At 70.4% G+C, this 15,738-nt stretch carries 15 protein-coding genes and 1 pseudogene; 14 read left to right on the top strand and 2 right to left on the bottom strand.

The window, feature by feature from the left end:
* Positions 1-6: 6 nt before the first annotated feature.
* The 9 genes from AC3RJ6_RS14160 (at position 7) to AC3RJ6_RS14120 (ending at position 9,741) form a co-directional block, all read left to right on the top strand.
* Positions 7-498 (top strand): cell division protein SepF, encoded by a 492-nt coding sequence (locus AC3RJ6_RS14160; RefSeq protein WP_491427713.1) that lies wholly within the window; start codon positions 7-9, stop codon positions 496-498.
* A 6-nt stretch (positions 499-504) separates the two neighbouring features.
* Entirely contained in the window at positions 505-819 is a 315-nt protein-coding gene (locus AC3RJ6_RS14155; RefSeq protein ID WP_491427712.1) for a YggT family protein, read from the top strand.
* Positions 820-935: 116 nt separating this feature from the next.
* Positions 936-1,610, top strand: a complete 675-nt coding sequence (locus AC3RJ6_RS14150) for a DivIVA domain-containing protein (RefSeq protein ID WP_491427711.1) — start codon at positions 936-938, stop codon at positions 1,608-1,610.
* Positions 1,600-2,247 carry a signal peptidase II gene (gene lspA / locus AC3RJ6_RS14145; protein ID WP_491427710.1) on the top strand — a complete coding sequence of 216 codons (648 nt, stop codon included), beginning with the start codon at positions 1,600-1,602 and terminating at the stop codon, positions 2,245-2,247. Before AC3RJ6_RS14150 ends, lspA begins: the two co-directional genes overlap by 11 nt.
* Positions 2,247-3,167 (top strand): RluA family pseudouridine synthase, encoded by a 921-nt coding sequence (locus AC3RJ6_RS14140; RefSeq protein ID WP_491427708.1) that lies wholly within the window; start codon positions 2,247-2,249, stop codon positions 3,165-3,167. Before lspA ends, AC3RJ6_RS14140 begins: the two co-directional genes overlap by 1 nt.
* Positions 3,168-3,255: 88 nt before the next feature.
* The gene (gene dnaE, locus AC3RJ6_RS14135) at positions 3,256-6,786 is read left to right on the top strand and encodes a DNA polymerase III subunit alpha (RefSeq protein WP_491427707.1); all 3,531 of its coding nucleotides are present in this window, start codon (positions 3,256-3,258) and stop codon (positions 6,784-6,786) included.
* Between the two features lie 47 nt (positions 6,787-6,833).
* The gene (hisD, locus tag AC3RJ6_RS14130) at positions 6,834-8,144 is read left to right on the top strand and encodes a histidinol dehydrogenase (protein ID WP_491427706.1); all 1,311 of its coding nucleotides are present in this window, start codon (positions 6,834-6,836) and stop codon (positions 8,142-8,144) included.
* A gap of 33 nt (positions 8,145-8,177) precedes the next feature.
* Positions 8,178-8,651, top strand: a complete 474-nt coding sequence (gene nrdR, locus AC3RJ6_RS14125) for a transcriptional regulator NrdR (RefSeq protein ID WP_491427705.1) — start codon at positions 8,178-8,180, stop codon at positions 8,649-8,651.
* A gap of 37 nt (positions 8,652-8,688) precedes the next feature.
* The gene (locus AC3RJ6_RS14120) at positions 8,689-9,741 is read left to right on the top strand and encodes a quinone-dependent dihydroorotate dehydrogenase (RefSeq protein ID WP_491427704.1); all 1,053 of its coding nucleotides are present in this window, start codon (positions 8,689-8,691) and stop codon (positions 9,739-9,741) included.
* A gap of 52 nt (positions 9,742-9,793) precedes the next feature.
* Here AC3RJ6_RS14120 and AC3RJ6_RS14115 read toward each other — a convergent pair whose 3' ends face one another.
* The gene (locus AC3RJ6_RS14115) at positions 9,794-10,852 is read right to left on the bottom strand and encodes an App1 family protein phosphatidate phosphatase (RefSeq protein ID WP_491427703.1); all 1,059 of its coding nucleotides are present in this window, start codon (positions 10,850-10,852) and stop codon (positions 9,794-9,796) included.
* A gap of 100 nt (positions 10,853-10,952) precedes the next feature.
* Between AC3RJ6_RS14115 and AC3RJ6_RS14110 the strand changes: the two genes are divergently transcribed.
* From AC3RJ6_RS14110 to AC3RJ6_RS14090, 5 genes are all read left to right on the top strand, one after another.
* Complete coding sequence (locus tag AC3RJ6_RS14110; protein WP_491427702.1) at positions 10,953-11,615, top strand: TetR/AcrR family transcriptional regulator; 663 nt, start codon at positions 10,953-10,955, stop codon at positions 11,613-11,615.
* A 95-nt stretch (positions 11,616-11,710) separates the two neighbouring features.
* Positions 11,711-12,523: an ABC transporter ATP-binding protein gene (locus AC3RJ6_RS14105; RefSeq protein WP_491427701.1), complete on the top strand. Its 813-nt coding sequence runs from the start codon at positions 11,711-11,713 to the stop codon at positions 12,521-12,523.
* On the top strand, positions 12,520-13,212 hold the full coding sequence (locus tag AC3RJ6_RS14100; protein ID WP_491427699.1) for an ABC transporter permease: 693 nt from the start codon (positions 12,520-12,522) through the stop codon (positions 13,210-13,212). The genes AC3RJ6_RS14105 and AC3RJ6_RS14100 overlap by 4 nt, the downstream gene beginning before the upstream one ends.
* A complete protein-coding gene (locus AC3RJ6_RS14095; RefSeq protein ID WP_491427698.1) occupies positions 13,209-13,952 on the top strand; it encodes an ABC transporter permease in 744 nt (247 codons plus the stop codon). The genes AC3RJ6_RS14100 and AC3RJ6_RS14095 overlap by 4 nt, the downstream gene beginning before the upstream one ends.
* A complete protein-coding gene (locus tag AC3RJ6_RS14090) occupies positions 13,949-14,875 on the top strand; it encodes an ABC transporter substrate-binding protein (RefSeq protein ID WP_491427697.1) in 927 nt (308 codons plus the stop codon). The genes AC3RJ6_RS14095 and AC3RJ6_RS14090 overlap by 4 nt, the downstream gene beginning before the upstream one ends.
* Positions 14,876-15,042: 167 nt before the next feature.
* On the opposite strand, the pseudogene AC3RJ6_RS14085 reads toward AC3RJ6_RS14090, so the two are convergent.
* A pseudogene (locus AC3RJ6_RS14085) lies at positions 15,043-15,711 on the bottom strand (DedA family protein); the annotation flags it as partial.
* Between the last annotated feature and the right edge of the window lie 27 nt (positions 15,712-15,738).

The raw sequence follows: 15,738 nt of genomic DNA, 5'->3' as shown, positions 1-15,738 counted from the left end.
GCATCGATGTCGAACCCGCTCAAGAAGACCATGGTCTACCTCGGACTCGCCGATGAGGAGCTCGAGCAGGAGGCCCCCCAGGTCTCCGCCGCGCCCGCTCCGGCGACGCCCGCACCGGTCGTGCACGCCGCTCCGGCGCCCGCGCCGAAGACCGGGGCGTCGGTCACGCCGCTCCGCAAGCACCACGTCCAGCCGAGCACCCCGCAGGTGGAGATGAACGAGATCCTGACCGTGCACCCGCGCCAGTACCGTGACGCGCAGGTGATCGCCGAGTCCTTCCGCGAGGGCGTGCCGGTGATCATCAACCTCTCGCAGATGTCCGACGGCGACGCCCGCCGGCTCATCGACTTCGCCAGCGGGCTCTCGCAGGGCCTCTACGGCAAGATCGAGCGCGTCACGAGCAAGGTGTTCCTGCTGTCGCCGTCGCACGTCGTCGTCTCGGGCGAGGCGGGCGACGCCGAGGGCGACGTCGACGCGTCGTTCTTCACGCACGCGTAGCCGCAGGTGGGCGCGCTCTCCATCGTCTGGAACGTCCTCTACGCACTGCTGCTCATCTACTTCTTCGTGATGTGGGGGCGGTTCGTGCTCGACCTCGTGCGGACGTTCAACCGGTCGTGGCGGCCGAGGGGCTTCTGGCTCGTCGTCGTCGAGGCCGTGTATTCCGTCACCGATCCGCCGGTGAAGTTCTTCCGGCGGGTCATCCCGCCGATCCGCATCGGGCAGGTCGCACTCGATCTCGGGTGGAGCCTCGCGATGCTGGTCGTCATCGTCGCCATGACCGTCGTGTCATGGTTGGCCGCGGCATCCGCCGTCGGCTGAGCATCTCCTGCGAGCGTGACCGGTGAAGTCGAACGCGGCTCACGACTCGCAGGCGGTGTTTGCTACCGTTAGCAGAACGTGATCGAACCGTTCGACAGATTTGAGGGTGGGAAGCCATGGCGCTAACTCCGGAAGATGTGGTCAACAAGCGCTTCCAGGCGACGAAGTTCCGGGAGGGCTACGACCAGGACGAGGTCGACGACTTCCTCGATGAGGTGGTCGTCGAGCTGCGCCGGCTGAACCAGGAGAACGACGAGCTGCGCCAGCGCGTCGCCGCCGCCGAGGCCCGCGCCGCCGAGGCCGCGAGCGCTCCGGCCCCCGCCGCCGCACCCGCGCCCGCCGCCGTCTACACGGAGCCCGCCGCCCCGCCGCCCACCGTCGCGGTGCCGACGCAGCCGGCCGCGCCCCAGTCCGAGCTCGACGAGCAGACCTCGACGACGAACCTGCTGCAGCTCGCCCGCCGCCTCCACGAGGAGCACGTGCGCGAGGGCATCGAGAAGCGCGATGCGCTCATCGCCGAGGGTCACGCGACCGCGGCCCGCGTCGTCGCCGAGGCCGAGGCCAAGCAGCGCCAGCAGATGGGCATCCTCGACCAGGAGCGCGTCGCGCTCGAGAAGCGCGTCGACGAGCTCCGCACGTTCGAGCGCGACTACCGCGCCAAGCTGAAGAGCTACATCGAGGGCCAGCTGCGCGAGCTCGACACCGCCGCGCCGGTGCAGGTCTCGGGCAACCAGGGCTTCTCGGCCCCCGCCGAGCAGCCTGCTCCGACCTTCCAGGGCTTTGGCGGCTGAGCCGGCCGCCAAGGTCGGCACCACCACCGCCCTGCTGGTCCTGGCCGGCGCCGCACTCGCGGCGTACGGCCTCGACCAGTTGAGCAAGTACCTCGTCGTCTCGAACCTCACCGAGGGTGAGGTCGTGCCGGTGCTGGGCTCCGTGCTCCAGTGGCAGTTCGTGCGCAACCCCGGTGCGGCGTTCTCGCTCGCGAGCGGCATGACGTGGATCTTCACGATCCTCGCCGCGAGCGTCATCACGTTCATCATCTGGTTCTCCCGCCGCATCCGCTCGATCGCGTGGGCGGTCGTGTTCGGACTGCTGCTCGGAGGTGTGCTCGGCAACCTGACCGACCGGCTCTTCCGCGAGCCGAGCTTCGGGCTCGGGCACGTGATCGACTTCATCTCGACGCCGTGGCTGCTGCCGGCGATCTACAACGTCGCCGACATGGCGATCGTGTCGAGCATGGTGCTGTTCATGATCCTCACGATCCGCGGCGTCGGCCTCGACGGCACGCGCGAGACGCGTGCGGCGAAGGCCGCCGACGTGGCGGATGCCGCGGGCGCGGCGCCCCTCGACGGCGAAGCGTCCCCGGGCGGTCCGGCGGCCGCGGGCGACGCCGACGGGCCGCGCGCGGCGACCGTCGCCGAGGCCTGATGGAGCACCGCTCGCTGCCCGTGCCCGATGGGCTCGACGGCATCCGGGTCGACGCCGGGCTCGCGAAGCTGCTGGGCTTCTCGCGCACGCTCGCGGCCGAGATCGCCGAGTCGGGCGGCGTGCTCGTCGACGGCACGGTCGTCGGCAAGTCCGACCGGCTGCGCGCCGGCGGCTGGCTCGAGGTGAGCTGGGAGCCGCCGCGGACGCTCGCGGTCGAACCCATCGCCGTGCCCGAGCTCGGCATCGTGCACGACGACGACGACCTCGTCGTCGTCGACAAGCCGGCCGGCGTCGCGGCGCATCCGTCGCTCGGCTGGAACGGTCCGACGGTCGTCGGCGCCCTCGCCGCGGCGGGCTTCCGCATCTCGACCTCGGGCGCGCCCGAGCGACAGGGCGTCGTGCACCGACTCGACGCGGGCACGAGCGGCCTCATGGTCGTCGCGAAGTCCGAGCGCGCCTACACCGAGCTCAAGCGGCAGTTCCACGACCGCGAGGTCGAGAAGATCTACCACACGGTCGTGCAGGGCCACCCCGACCCGCTCGCCGGCACGATCGACGCGCCCGTCGGGCGCCACCCGCGGTCGGAGTGGAAGTTCGCGGTCACCGCCGACGGCAAGCACGCCGTGACGCACTACGAGACGCTCGAGGCCTTCCCGTACGCCTCGCTGCTCGAGGTGCACCTCGAGACGGGGCGCACTCACCAGATCCGCGTGCACATGGCCGCGCAGCGGCATCCCTGCGCCGGCGATGCGATGTACGGCGCCGACCCCACGCTGTCGGCCAAGCTGGGGCTCTCGCGGCAGTGGTTGCACGCGCACGAGCTCTCGCTCACGCATCCCGGCACGGGGGACTGGACGACGTTCGTCTCCGACTACCCGGTCGACCTCGCGCACGCGCTCGACGTGCTCCGCGGCGACTGACGCCGCTCGTCCCGCGACCCGCGCGGGACCGGGCCGCGATGTGGCCGGGTCGCCGTAGACTCGTTGCACACCCCAGAGATCCACCCCGATGAGGAGCCCCGTGGCCGCCGATTCATTCGTCCATCTGCATGTGCATTCCGAGTACTCGATGCTCGACGGGGCCGCGCGAGTGGGTGAGCTGATCAAGGCGGCGCAGGGCTACGAGATGCCCGCCGTCGCGGTCACCGACCACGGCAACGTGTTCGGCGCCTACGACTTCTGGAAGCAGGCGACCGACGCGGGCATCAAACCGATCATCGGCACCGAGGCGTATCTGACGCCCGGCACCCACCGCAGCGACAAGACCCGTATCCGGTGGGGCAACGGCGGCGGCGACGACGTCTCGGGCTCCGGCGCGTACACGCACATGACCCTCCTGTCGGAGACGACCGAGGGCATGCACAACCTGTTCCGGCTGTCGAGCCTCGCCTCGATCGAGGGGTACTACTTCAAGCCCCGCATGGACCGCGAGCTCCTGCAGAACTACTCGAAGGGGCTCATCGCGACGACGGGCTGCCCCTCGGGCGAGGTGCAGACGCGGCTGCGTCTCGGCCAGTACGACGAGGCCGTGAAGGCCGCCGCCGAGTTCCGCGACATCTTCGGCGCCGACAACTTCTTCTGCGAGATCATGGACCACGGTCTCGGCATCGAGAAGCGCATCATGACCGATCTGCTGCGGCTCGCGAAAGACCTGAACCTGCCGCTCGTCGCGACCAACGACCTGCACTACACCCACGCCCACGACGCGAAGAGCCACGCCGCGCTGCTGTGCGTGCAGTCGGGCTCGACGCTCGACGACCCGAACCGGTTCAAGTTCGACGCCGACGACTTCTACCTGAAGACAGCCGCCGAGATGCGCCAGGTCTTCCGCGACCATCCTGACGCCTGCGACAACACGCTCGCGATCGCCGAGCGCTGCAACGTGCAGTTCAACACGAGCGCCAACTACATGCCGCGCTTCCCCGTTCCCGAGGGCGAGAACGAAGAGAGCTGGTTCGTGAAAGAGGTCGAGAAGGGCCTCCACCTCCGGTACCCGAACGGCATCCCCGCCGACGTGCGCAAGCAGGCCGACTACGAGGTCGGCGTCATCAGCCAGATGGGGTTCCCGGGCTACTTCCTCGTCGTCGCCGACTTCATCAACTGGTCGAAGTCCAACGGCATCCGCGTCGGGCCCGGGCGCGGCTCGGGCGCCGGGTCGATGGCCGCCTACGCGATGAAGATCACCGACCTCGACCCGCTGCAGCACGGCCTCATCTTCGAGCGGTTCCTGAACCCCGACCGCGTCTCGATGCCCGACTTCGACGTCGACTTCGACGAGCGTCGTCGCGGCGAGGTCATCAAGTACGTGACCGAGAAGTACGGCGAGGAGCGGGTCGCCCAGATCGTCACGTACGGCACGATCAAGGCGAAGCAGGCCCTGAAGGACTCGGGGCGCGTGCTCGGCTTCCCGTTCTCGATGGGCGAGAAGCTCACGAAGGCGATGCCGCCGGCGGTGATGGGCAAGGACATCCCGCTGACGGGCATCTTCGACAAGAACCACCCGCGCTTCAAAGAGGCCGGCGACATCCGCGCCATCGTCGAGACCGATCCCGAGGCGAAGACGGTCTTCGAGACCGCGCTCGGCCTCGAGAACCTGAAGCGCCAGTGGGGCGTGCACGCGGCCGGCGTCATCATGTCGAGCGACCCGCTCATCGACATCATCCCGATCATGAAGCGCGAACAAGACGGTCAGATCGTCACGCAGTTCGACTACCCGGCGTGCGAGTCGCTCGGGCTCATCAAGATGGACTTCCTGGGGTTGCGCAACCTCACGATCATCGACGACGCGCTCGACAACATCGAGGCCAACCGCGGGTTCCGCCCCGTGCTCGAAGACCTCGCGCTCGACGACGCCGAGGCGTACGCCCTGCTCTCGCGCGGCGACACGCTCGGCGTGTTCCAGCTCGACGGCGGGCCGATGCGCGCGCTGCTCCGCCTCATGAAGCCCGACAACTTCGAGGACATCTCGGCCGTCATCGCGCTCTACCGGCCGGGCCCGATGGGCGCGAACTCGCACACCAACTACGCGCTCCGCAAGAACGGGCTGCAAGAGATCACGCCGATCCACCCCGAGTTCGCGGAGTCCCTGAAGGACATCCTCGACACGAGTTACGGCCTCATCATCTACCAGGAGCAGGTGATGGCGATCGCCCAGCGGGTGGCCGGCTTCTCGCTCGGCCAGGCCGACATCCTGCGGCGCGCGATGGGCAAGAAGAAGAAGTCCGAGCTCGACAAGCAGTACGAGGGCTTCTCCGCCGGCATGAAGTCGAACGGCTACTCCGACGAGGCGATCGGCAAGCTCTGGGAGATCCTGCTGCCGTTCTCCGACTACGCCTTCAACAAGGCCCACTCCGCCGCCTACGGCGTGCTCAGCTACTGGACCGCCTACCTCAAGGCGCACTTCCCGGCCGAGTACATGGCGGCCCTCCTCACGAGCGTCGGCGACGCCCGCGACAAGCTCGCCCTGTACCTCAACGAGTGCCGCCGCATGGGCATCAAGGTGCTGCCGCCCGACGTCAACGAGTCGATCGGTTTCTTCGCCGCCGTCGGCGACGACATCCGGTTCGGCCTCGGTGCTGTGCGCAACGTCGGCTTCAACGTCGTCGACGCGATCCGCGGTGCTCGTGAGAAGGAGGGGCGCTTCGAGTCGTTCCACGACTTCCTGAAGAAGGTGCCGATCCCCGTCGCGAACAAGCGCACGGTCGAGTCGCTCGTGAAGGCGGGCGCGTTCGACTCGCTGGGGCACACCCGGCGCTCGCTCGTCGAGATCCACGAGGGCGCCGTCGAGTCGGCCGTGAAAGAGAAGCGCGCCGAGGAGAACGGCGACGTCGGCTTCGACTTCGACAGCCTGTTCGACGAGCACGAGAAGCAGGCCGCGCCGTCGCTCGTGCCCGATCGGCCCGAGTGGACGAAGAAGGACAAGCTCGCGTTCGAGCGGGAGATGCTGGGGCTCTACGTGTCCGACCACCCGCTCGCGGGCCTCGAGGCTCCGCTCGCCAAGCACGCGTCGACGACGATCACCGACCTCATGAGCTCCGACGCCACGCAGGACGGCGACACGGTCACCGTCGCGGGTCTCGTGACGAGCGTGCAGCACCGCATCGCGAAGGCCTCGGGCAACCAGTACGGCATGATCCAGGTCGAGGACTTCTCGGGCGAGATCACCGTCATGTTCATGGGCAAGGCGTACCAGGAGTTCGCGCCGACCCTCCAGGCCGACTCGATCGCGGTCGTGCGCGGCCGGGTCAGCATGCGCGACGACGGCATGAACCTGCACGCGTTCAGCGTCTTCACGCCCGACCTCGGTCAAGGAGAAGAGAGCGGGCCGGTGATGATCTCGTTGCCCGACCAGCGCGCGACCACCGACACCATCACGGCGCTCGGCGAGGTGCTGACGAGGCATCGCGGCGACACCGAGGTGCGACTGAAGCTCGTGCGCGGCCGCACCGCGCGCGTGTTCGAGCTGCCGTACCCGGTCGACGTGAGCGCCGACTTCTACGGCGAGCTCAAGAGCCTGCTCGGCCCGAACTGCCTCTTGTGACGCCCGCCCGCCGGGCGGCCGGCGCCGCTCGGTAGGCTGGTGCCACCATGCTGCGAACGATCGACCTCCGCGGAACCCGTCCATCGACGAGCGAGCTGCTCGCACTCGTGCCCCGCGCCGCGACCGACGTCTCGGCCGCCCTCGAGCCCGCCCGGGCGCTCATCGAGGCCGTCCGCGAGCACGGCGAGTCCGCGCTCGTCGAGCAGGCGGAGCGGTTCGACCGGGTGACGCCCGAGCACGTGCGGGTGCCCGCCGACGAGCTCGCGGCGGCACGCGACGCGCTCGCCCCCGAGATCCGCGACGCGATCGAACGCACCATCGAACGCGTGCGCGCCGCGAGCGCGGCCCAGGTCCCGGCATCGCGTCGCACCGAGCTCGCCGCGGGCGCCGTCATCGAGCAGCGCTGGCAGCCGGTCGGCCGCGTCGGCCTGTACGTGCCAGGCGGCAAGGCGGTCTACCCGTCGAGCGTCGTCATGAACGTCGTGCCGGCGCAGGTCGCCGGCGTCGGCTCGATCGCACTCGCGTCGCCGCCGCAGGCCGAGCACGGCGGACGCGTGCACCCGACCATCGCGGGTGCCGCGGCCCTCCTCGGCATCACCGAGGTGTACGCGATGGGTGGCGCCGGAGCCATCGGCGCCTTCGCGTACGGCGTGCCCGGCCTCGGGCTCGAGCCCGTGCAGCTCGTCACGGGCCCGGGCAACGTCTACGTCGCCGCGGCCAAACGCGTCGTGCAGGGGGTCACCGGCATCGACGCGGAGGCGGGGCCGACCGACATCCTCGTCATCGCCGACGACGGTGCCGACGCCGACTTCGTCGCCGCCGACCTGATCAGCCAGGCCGAGCACGACGAGCTGGCCGCCGCGGTGCTCGTGACCGATTCGCCCGCGTTCGCCGAGCGGGTGCTCGGCCGGCTCGCCGCCCGGTCGGCGGCGACGAAGCACGGCGATCGCATCCACCAGTCGCTCACCGGTGCGCAGTCGGCGCTCGTCCACGTCGACGACCTCGACCAGGCCGCCGCGTTCGCGAACGCCTTCGGCCCCGAGCACCTCGAGATCCAGGTGCGCGACCCCGAGGCCGTGCTCGCCCGCATCGAGAACGCGGGCGCGATCTTCGTCGGCCCGTACTCGCCCGTGAGCCTCGGCGACTACGCGGCGGGCTCGAACCACGTGCTGCCGACGGGCGGCCAGGCGCGATTCGCGTCGGGGTTGTCGGCCGCGACGTTCCTGCGACCGCAGCAGGTCGTGCGCTACGACGAGTCCGCGCTGCGCGAGGTCGCGCCCGTCATCGCGGCGCTCTCGGCCGAAGAGGACCTGCCGGCGCACGGTGAGGCCGTGACGGCGCGGTTCGGCGCGGAATGACGCCGCTCCCACGCCGCTAGGCTGGGGGTCACCATGTACTGTCCCTTCTGCCGCCACCCCGATTCGCGCGTCATCGACTCCCGCACGAGCGACGACGGGCTGTCGATCCGCCGCCGCCGGCAGTGCCCCGAATGCGGGCGCCGCTTCTCGACGACCGAGACCGCGAGCCTCGTCGTGATCAAGCGATCGGGCGTCGTCGAGCCGTTCAGCCGTGAGAAGGTCGTGCTCGGCGTCAAGAAGGCGTGCCAGGGGCGCCCCGTGACCGACTCCGACCTCGCCGTGCTCGCGCAGAAGGTCGAGGAGACGATCCGCTCGACCGGCGCGTCGCAGATCGAGGCGAACGACATCGGCCTCGCCATCCTGCCGCCGCTCCGTGAGCTCGATGAGGTCGCCTACCTGCGATTCGCGAGCGTCTACCAGGCGTTCGACTCGCTCGACGACTTCGAGTCCGCGATCGAGCAGCTCCGCGAGGAGCACGGCCGGCTGCCCGCCCGGCCCGTCGAGTGACGGCGTCGGCCCGACGACCGGTAGCCTGATTCCCGGCATGTATCGACTCCTCTTCTCCCTCTTCCTGACGAAGCTCGACCCCGAAGACGCGCACCACCTGGCCTTCCGGGTCATCCGCGCCCTCCCGACGCTCGGCTTCGGCCGGCTCGTCGAGCGTTTCACCGCGCCCGACCCGTCGCTCGCGGTCGAGGCGCTCGGCCTGCGCTTCCCGTCGCCGTTCGGCGTGGCCGCCGGCTTCGACAAGGACGCGCGGGCCGTGATCGGCCTCGGCCAGCTCGGTTTCGGCCACGTCGAGGTCGGCACGATCACGGCGATCGCGCAGCCCGGCAACGATCGCCCGCGGCTGTTCCGCCTCGTCGCGGACCGCGCGTTGATCAACCGCATGGGCTTCAACAACGGCGGGGCGGATGCCGCGGCCGGCCGCCTCTCGCGGCTCTCGCGTCGCACGCACCGACCGGTGCTCGGCGTCAACATCGGCAAGAGCCGGGTCACCGCCGTCGAAGACGCCGTGGGCGACTACGTGCGCAGTGCGAAACTGCTGGCCCCGTACGCCGACTACCTCGTCGTCAACGTGAGCTCGCCGAACACCCCCGGCCTGCGCGGCCTGCAGGAGATCGACGCGCTCGCGCCGCTCCTCGAGGCCGTGCGCGAGGCGTCGGGCACGACCCCGCTGCTCGTGAAGATCGCGCCCGACCTCGCCGACTCCGAGGTCGAGCGCATCTGCGAACTCGTCGTGCGGCTCGGCCTCGACGGCATGATCGCCACGAACACGACCATCTCGCGCGACGGGCTTCGCACCGAGGCATCCGCGGTCGAGGCCATCGGCGCGGGCGGCCTCTCGGGTGCGCCGCTCGCGGAGCGCTCGCTCGAGGTGCTGCGACTCGTGCGGCGCAACGTGCCCGACGGGCTGTGCGTCATCTCCGTCGGCGGCGTCGAGACCGCTGCCGACGTGCAGGACCGCCTCGACGCCGGCGCGACGCTTGTGCAGGGGTATTCGGCGTTCATCTACCGCGGCCCGCTCTGGGCGCGGCAGGTCAACCGCGGACTCGTGTCGTTCCGGCGGTCGCGCGACCGCGCCGTCGCCCGCTAGCCCGGCTCTCGGATCAGTGCCGCGCCGTCGTCGCGGTGGGCGCCGGACGCGATCAGACGACGCCGGCCTCGGCGAGCCCGTCGGCGATCGTCGAGCCGTCGCTCGCCGAGACCCACGGCACCTCGGTGCCGTGCTCCTCGGCCTTGGTGCGCCCGCCGGCCAGCACGGCCTCGCCCGTCGAGAGCCGGCGGATCGCGATGGCCGCGACCCGTTCGGGATGCTCGGCGGCGAACCGTGCGTACAGGTCTTCGTCGTGCTGGCCGTCGTCGCCGATGAGGAGCCAGCGCACGTTCGGGAACTCCTCGGCGAGGCGCCGGAGGTTCTCCTCCTTGTGCTCGCGGCCGCTGCGGAACCAGCGGTCGTGCGTTGGGCCCCAGTCGGTGAGCAGGAGCGGACCCGCGGGGAAGAGGTTGCGCGAGAGGAATCGCGTGAGCGTGGGCGCGACGTTCCAGGCGCCCGTCGAGAGGTAGATGACCGGAGAGCCGGGGTGCGACCGCGCGAGCCGCTCGAACAGCACCGCCATGCCCGGGGTGGGGATGCGCGCGTGCTCGTCGAGCACGAAGGTGTTCCATGCCGCGACGAGCGGCCGGGGGAGCGCCGTGACCATCACCGTGTCGTCGACGTCGCTGATGATGCCGAAGTCGACGTCGGGGCCGACGATGCGGATCGGGGCCTCGACGGGCTCCGCCCCCTCGGTCGTGAGCGTCGCGCGGTGCCAGCCCGGTGCGAGCGAGGCGGGCACCGTCGTGTCGACGACGCCGCCGCGGTCGGCGAGCACCTCGATCGTCTGGCCGCCGACCTCGATGACGACCGGAACGTCGCCGACCGGCACGCTCGTGAAGCTGCGCCAGCCGCGGATGCCCTGTTCGCGACGCTTGCGCCGGCGCTTCGACGGCTCGTCGGCTGCGACGGGCTTCGACAGGAGCACGCGGCAGAACACGCGGACCCACTCGGTCGACCCGTAGCCGGTGTACGGCACGACGGTCGGCACGTGACCCCGACGGCGGGCGCCTCGCGAGCGCACGTCGTGGAACCAGTCCTCGAGGCGCGCGGCGCGGTGCCGGACCTGGCGCTCTCGTGAACCGGGCGGGGTGGGGGAGCTCGCCGGCATCCACACAGTCTGTCATGCACGGGGGACACGTCGCGAAACGTCGGGTGCACGCCGGGTGTTCGACGCCCGGTAGAGTGGACCGAGCAACTGAGGAGGTTCCGTGCCGAACATCGACCTGATCCTCGGGGCCGATCCGAGCCGGAGGCGCTCGGTCCGCACCGAGCCGACGCAGCGTCGCTCCAGCCAGCGCCTCGACGCGCTGCTCGACGCCGCCGCCGAGATCGTCGACGAATCGGGGTTCGAGCGGCTGACGACCCAGATGGTCGCCGAGCGCGCAGGCGCATCGATCGGCACGGTGTACCGCTACTTCCCCGACCGGGTCGCCGTGCTCTACGCGCTCCGCGAGCGCTCGGTGCACCGGTACCGCGAGCGGGTCGCCGACGAGATGGCTCGCACCGAGCTCGCCTCGTGGTGGACCGTCGTCGACGTCGCGCTCGACGTCAGCGCGAAGATGTACGCCGGGGAGCCCGGCTTCAGCGTCGTGCACGCCGCGCAGCGCGAGCTCGCCGAGGGCGATGTGGAGCCCGAGTTCGCGCACCGCATGGCCCGGCTCATCGAGGCCGAGTTCGGCGGCGAGGGCGACCAGGCCGAGCTGCGGTTCCGCCTCGGCGTCGCGATGGAGATCGGCGACGCGCTCATCAGCCGCGCCTACGAGCGCGCGGTCGACGGCGACGAACGGTACCTCGCCGAGGCGAAGCGCCTCGTGCACGACTACCTCGCCGAGCACCTCGGCAGCGCACTCGCCGCTTCGTCGGCGGCCTGACGACTCGCCCCGGAGCCCGTTGCGCTCGGGGCTCGATCGGTGTTTGGCTTGAAGCTGCATTTCGCAGCGAACGCCGACGACGGGATTGAGCCAGCATGATCGAGTTCCGCGGCGTGTCGAAGCGCTTCCCCGACGGCACCCTCGCCGTCTCCGGCGTCGACATCGTCATCCCGCCCCGCAAGACGACGGTGCTCGTCGGCTCGTCGGGCTCGGGCAAGACGACGCTGCTGCGCATGATCAACCGAATGGTCGATCCGACCGACGGGCAGGTGCTCATCGACGCCACCGACGTCGCGACCCTCGAGCCCGTGGCGCTCCGCCGCAGCATCGGCTACGTCATGCAGAACTCGGGCCTGCTCCCGCACCGCAAGGTCATCGACAACGTGGCGACCGTGCCGCTGCTGCGCGGTGTGCGCAAGCGCGAGGCGCATGCGAGGGCGCTCGAGCTGCTCGACACCGTCGGCCTCGACCGCTCGCTCGCCGACAGGTACCCGAGCCAACTCTCGGGCGGGCAGCAGCAGCGCGTCGGCGTCGCCAGGGGGCTCGCGGTCGACCCCAACATCCTGCTCATGGACGAGCCGTTCGGCGCCGTCGACCCGATCGTCAGGGCCGAGCTGCAGCAGGAGCTGCTGCGGCTGCAGGGCGAACTCGGCAAGACGGTGGTGTTCGTCACGCACGACATCGACGAGGCGTTCCTCCTCGGCGACCAGGTGGTCATCATGCAGCAGGGCGGGCGGATCTCCCAGGCGGCGTCGCCCGCCGAGATCCTCGCGCGTCCCGCCGACGAATTCGTGGCGGACTTCGTCGGGGCGAACCGCGGCAAGCGGGTGCTGCACCTCGCCGAGGTCGACGGCCGTCGGGTCGTCGTCGACGACGACGGGCGCCCCGCCGGAGTGCTCGCCTCGTGAAGTGGCTCTGGTCGAACCTCGACCTGGTCTGGGAGCTGACGCTCCTGCACCTGGCATTGTCGGTGCCGGCGATCATACTGAGCTTCGTGATCTCCGTTCCGATCGGCTGGGCCGCGCACCGCTATCGCTGGTCGCGCGGCGTGCTGCTGTCGCTCTGCGGGCTCCTCTACGCGATCCCGTCGATCGCGCTGCTCATCGCGCTGCCGGCCTTCACCGGCATCGGCCTACGTTCGCCCCTGAACCTCGTGATCGCGCTCACGCTCTACGGCGTCGCGGTCATCGTGCGAACCGCCGCCGATGCCTTCGACGCGGTCGACCCCGACATCGAGCGCTCGGCCACCGCGGTGGGCTACTCGCCCGGCCGCCGATTCTGGGGCGTCGAGCTGCCGCTCGCAGGGCCGGTGCTGCTGTCGGGACTCCGCGTGGTGATCGTGAGCACGGTGAGCCTCGCGACGATCGGCGCCGTCATCGGCGTGCAGAGCCTCGGCAGCCTGTTCACCGACGGCTTCCAGCGCGGCATCCAGGCCGAGATCGTGACCGGCATCGTCATGACGATCCTCGTTGCGCTGCTGCTCGACGCCCTCGCGGTCCTCGGCGGGCGACTGCTCCTGCCGTGGACCAGTCGCGGCCGCCGGGGCGCCCGCCCGGCACCGTCCGTGCTCGTCGACGAACCCGACGTGGTCGCATGAGCCTGTTCGCAGCAGCGTTCGCCTGGCTCGCCGATCCGGCCAACTGGTCGGGTCCCGGCAGCATTCCCGAGCGGCTCGGCCAGCACTTGCTCATCTCGGTCGTCGTGCTCGCGATCACCGCGGCGATCGCGCTGCCGCTCGGCGGGTTCATCGGCCACACGGGGCGGGGCAAGCAGTTCGTCGTCATGACGTCGGGCGGACTGCGGGCGCTGCCGACCCTCGGCCTGCTCACGCTCTTCGGCACGTGGCTCGGCATCGGCCTCTCGGCCCCCATCCTCGCGCTCGTCGTCCTCGCGATACCGCCGCTGCTCGCCGGCGCGTACGCGGGGTTCGAATCCGTCGATCGCCGCACGATCGACGCCGCGCGAGCGATGGGCATGGCCGAGCACCAGGTCGTCGGCAAGGTCGAGCTGCCGCTCGGCATGCCGATCGTCGTCGGCGGCATCCGCTCGGGCATGCTGCAGATCGTCGCGACCGCGACGCTCGCGGCCTACGTCGCGAACTTCGGCCTCGGCCGCTTCATCTTCGAGGGGCTGAAGACCCGCAACTACGCCGAGATGCTCGGCGGCGCCATCCTCGTCATCCTCCTCGCACTCGTCGTCGACGGGTGCTTCGCGCTCATCCAGCGCGTCGTCGTGCCCGCCGGCGTGCGCGCGACCCGAACCGCAGAAGCTCGTTCGCGATCGACCCGGTCGCGTACGGTCACGGGGCGACCCGTCCATGAAGGGAATGCATCATGAACACAGCAGGAAAAGGCCGGCTCGTCGCACTCGCGGCGGTCGCGGTCGGGGCGACAGTGGCCCTGGCAGGGTGTGCGTCGGGCGACCCGCTCGACAGCGGATCGGAGACGCCTGCGGGCGGCGGTGAGACGCTCGTCGTCGGCTCGCAGGACTACTACTCGAACGAGATCATCGCCGAGCTGTACGCGCAGGCGCTCGAGGCCAACGGGTTCACCGTCGAGCTGCAGCCGCGCATCGGCCAGCGCGAGGTGTACATGCCCGAGATCGAGAGCGGGGCGATCGACGTCTTCCCCGAGTACACGGGCAACCTGCTCCAGTACTACGTGCCCGACACGACGGCGACCACCGCCGACGACGTCTACGCCGAGCTCGAGACGGCGCTGCCCGACGGCCTCCGCGTGCTCGACCAGTCGCCGGCGACCGATCAGGACTCGTACAACGTCACGAAGGAGTTCTCGGAGCAGAACGACGTCACGAGCCTCGCCGACCTGTCCAAGGTGACGACGCCGCTCACCCTGGGCGGCAACTCGGAGCTCGCAACCCGGCCCTACGGCCCCGACGGGCTCAAGAAGGTCTACGGCGTCGACGTCGCGTTCACGCCGATCGAGGATTCGGGCGGGCCCCTGACGATCAAGGCGCTGGAAGACGGCGACGTGCAACTCGTCAACATCTTCAGCGCGAGCCCGGCGATCGCGACGAGCGACCTCGTGACGCTCGACGACCCCGAGGGGCTCTTCCTCGCCTCGCATGTCGTGCCGGTCGTCAGCGACAAGGTCGACGACAAGGCCGCCGAGGTCATCAACACGGTGAGCGCGGCGCTCACCGCCGACGAGCTCGTCGCGCTCAATGTGAAGAGCGTCGACGACCAGGAGTCGGCGGAGCAGATCGCGAGCGACTGGCTCGCCGAGCAGGACCTGTTCTGAGCGAACGGCGGCGCCGGGCCTCAGCGGTCGACGTCGAGCTGCGAGGGGTCGGGTGCCGAGGCATCCGGCCCCTCGTCGTCGGTGCGGGCGGCGACGGCCCCGCCGTCGACGACGACCGGCGCGCCGGTCGATGCCGGGGCGAAATCGACCGCCGGGTCGATCGCGGTGTCGAGGGCGCCCGAGTCGTCGGCGGCCTCGGCCGCCTCCATGTGCTTCGCCTCCGACCGCACGAGCACCTTCTTCACGCCCCAGACGATCACGAGGAAGACGACGATGACGCCGACGAACAGGTAGCCCGCCCAGTGCAGTTCGCGGCTGAGCTCGCGGTAGCTGCCGGCGGCGAGCCAGCCCACCGACACGTACGCGAAGGCCCAGATGATGCAGGCGGGCAGCGTCCACGCGATGAACTTGCGGTAGCGCATCGTGCTCATGCCCACGGTCAGCGGGATGAGCGAGTGCAGCACCGGGATGAAACGCGAGATGAAGATCGCCGGCCCGCCGCGCCGGTCGAGGTAGCGCTGGGCGCGGTGCCAGTTGTCCTCGCCGAGCCTGCGGCCGAGGCGGGAGTGCTGGATGTGCGGGCCGAACCACCGGCCGATCGCGAAGCCGAGGCTCTCGCCGATGAGTGCGCCGACGATGACGGCGAACGCGAGCGCGAAGTACTGTGCGAGGTTCTCGACTCCGGTGGCGGCGACGAGCACGATCGTGTCGCCGGGAACGACGAGTCCGATGAGCACGCTCGTCTCCAGCATGATGCCGATCCCGGCGAGGAGGGTCCTGACCACCGGGTCGACCGACTGCACGGTGTTCAGGATCCAGTCGAGGATCTCGTTCATCGTTCGAGCGTATCGACCGCGGGTGCG

This window comes from Agromyces cucurbitae, from assembly GCF_058349945.1.
Note: the sequence above shows the minus strand (reverse complement) of the source record. Positions and strands in the feature narration are given on the sequence as shown.

Bases quoted from the DNA above. Each gene is read 5' to 3' on its own strand.
- AC3RJ6_RS14105 (WP_491427701.1), top strand. From the start codon at position 11,711: ATGATCGAGTTCCGCGGCGTGTCGAAGCGCTTCCCCGACGGCACCCTC.
- AC3RJ6_RS14120 (WP_491427704.1), top strand. From the start codon at position 8,689: ATGTATCGACTCCTCTTCTCCCTCTTCCTGACGAAGCTCGACCCCGAA.
- nrdR (WP_491427705.1), top strand. From the start codon at position 8,178: ATGTACTGTCCCTTCTGCCGCCACCCCGATTCGCGCGTCATCGACTCC.
- AC3RJ6_RS14090 (WP_491427697.1), top strand. From the start codon at position 13,949: ATGAACACAGCAGGAAAAGGCCGGCTCGTCGCACTCGCGGCGGTCGCG.
- hisD (WP_491427706.1), top strand. From the start codon at position 6,834: ATGCTGCGAACGATCGACCTCCGCGGAACCCGTCCATCGACGAGCGAG.
- AC3RJ6_RS14115 (WP_491427703.1), bottom strand. From the start codon at position 10,852: ATGCCGGCGAGCTCCCCCACCCCGCCCGGTTCACGAGAGCGCCAGGTC.
- AC3RJ6_RS14160 (WP_491427713.1), top strand. From the start codon at position 7: ATGTCGAACCCGCTCAAGAAGACCATGGTCTACCTCGGACTCGCCGAT.
- AC3RJ6_RS14095 (WP_491427698.1), top strand. From the start codon at position 13,209: ATGAGCCTGTTCGCAGCAGCGTTCGCCTGGCTCGCCGATCCGGCCAAC.
- dnaE (WP_491427707.1), top strand. From the start codon at position 3,256: ATGAGGAGCCCCGTGGCCGCCGATTCATTCGTCCATCTGCATGTGCAT.
- AC3RJ6_RS14140 (WP_491427708.1), top strand. From the start codon at position 2,247: ATGGAGCACCGCTCGCTGCCCGTGCCCGATGGGCTCGACGGCATCCGG.
- AC3RJ6_RS14150 (WP_491427711.1), top strand. From the start codon at position 936: ATGGCGCTAACTCCGGAAGATGTGGTCAACAAGCGCTTCCAGGCGACG.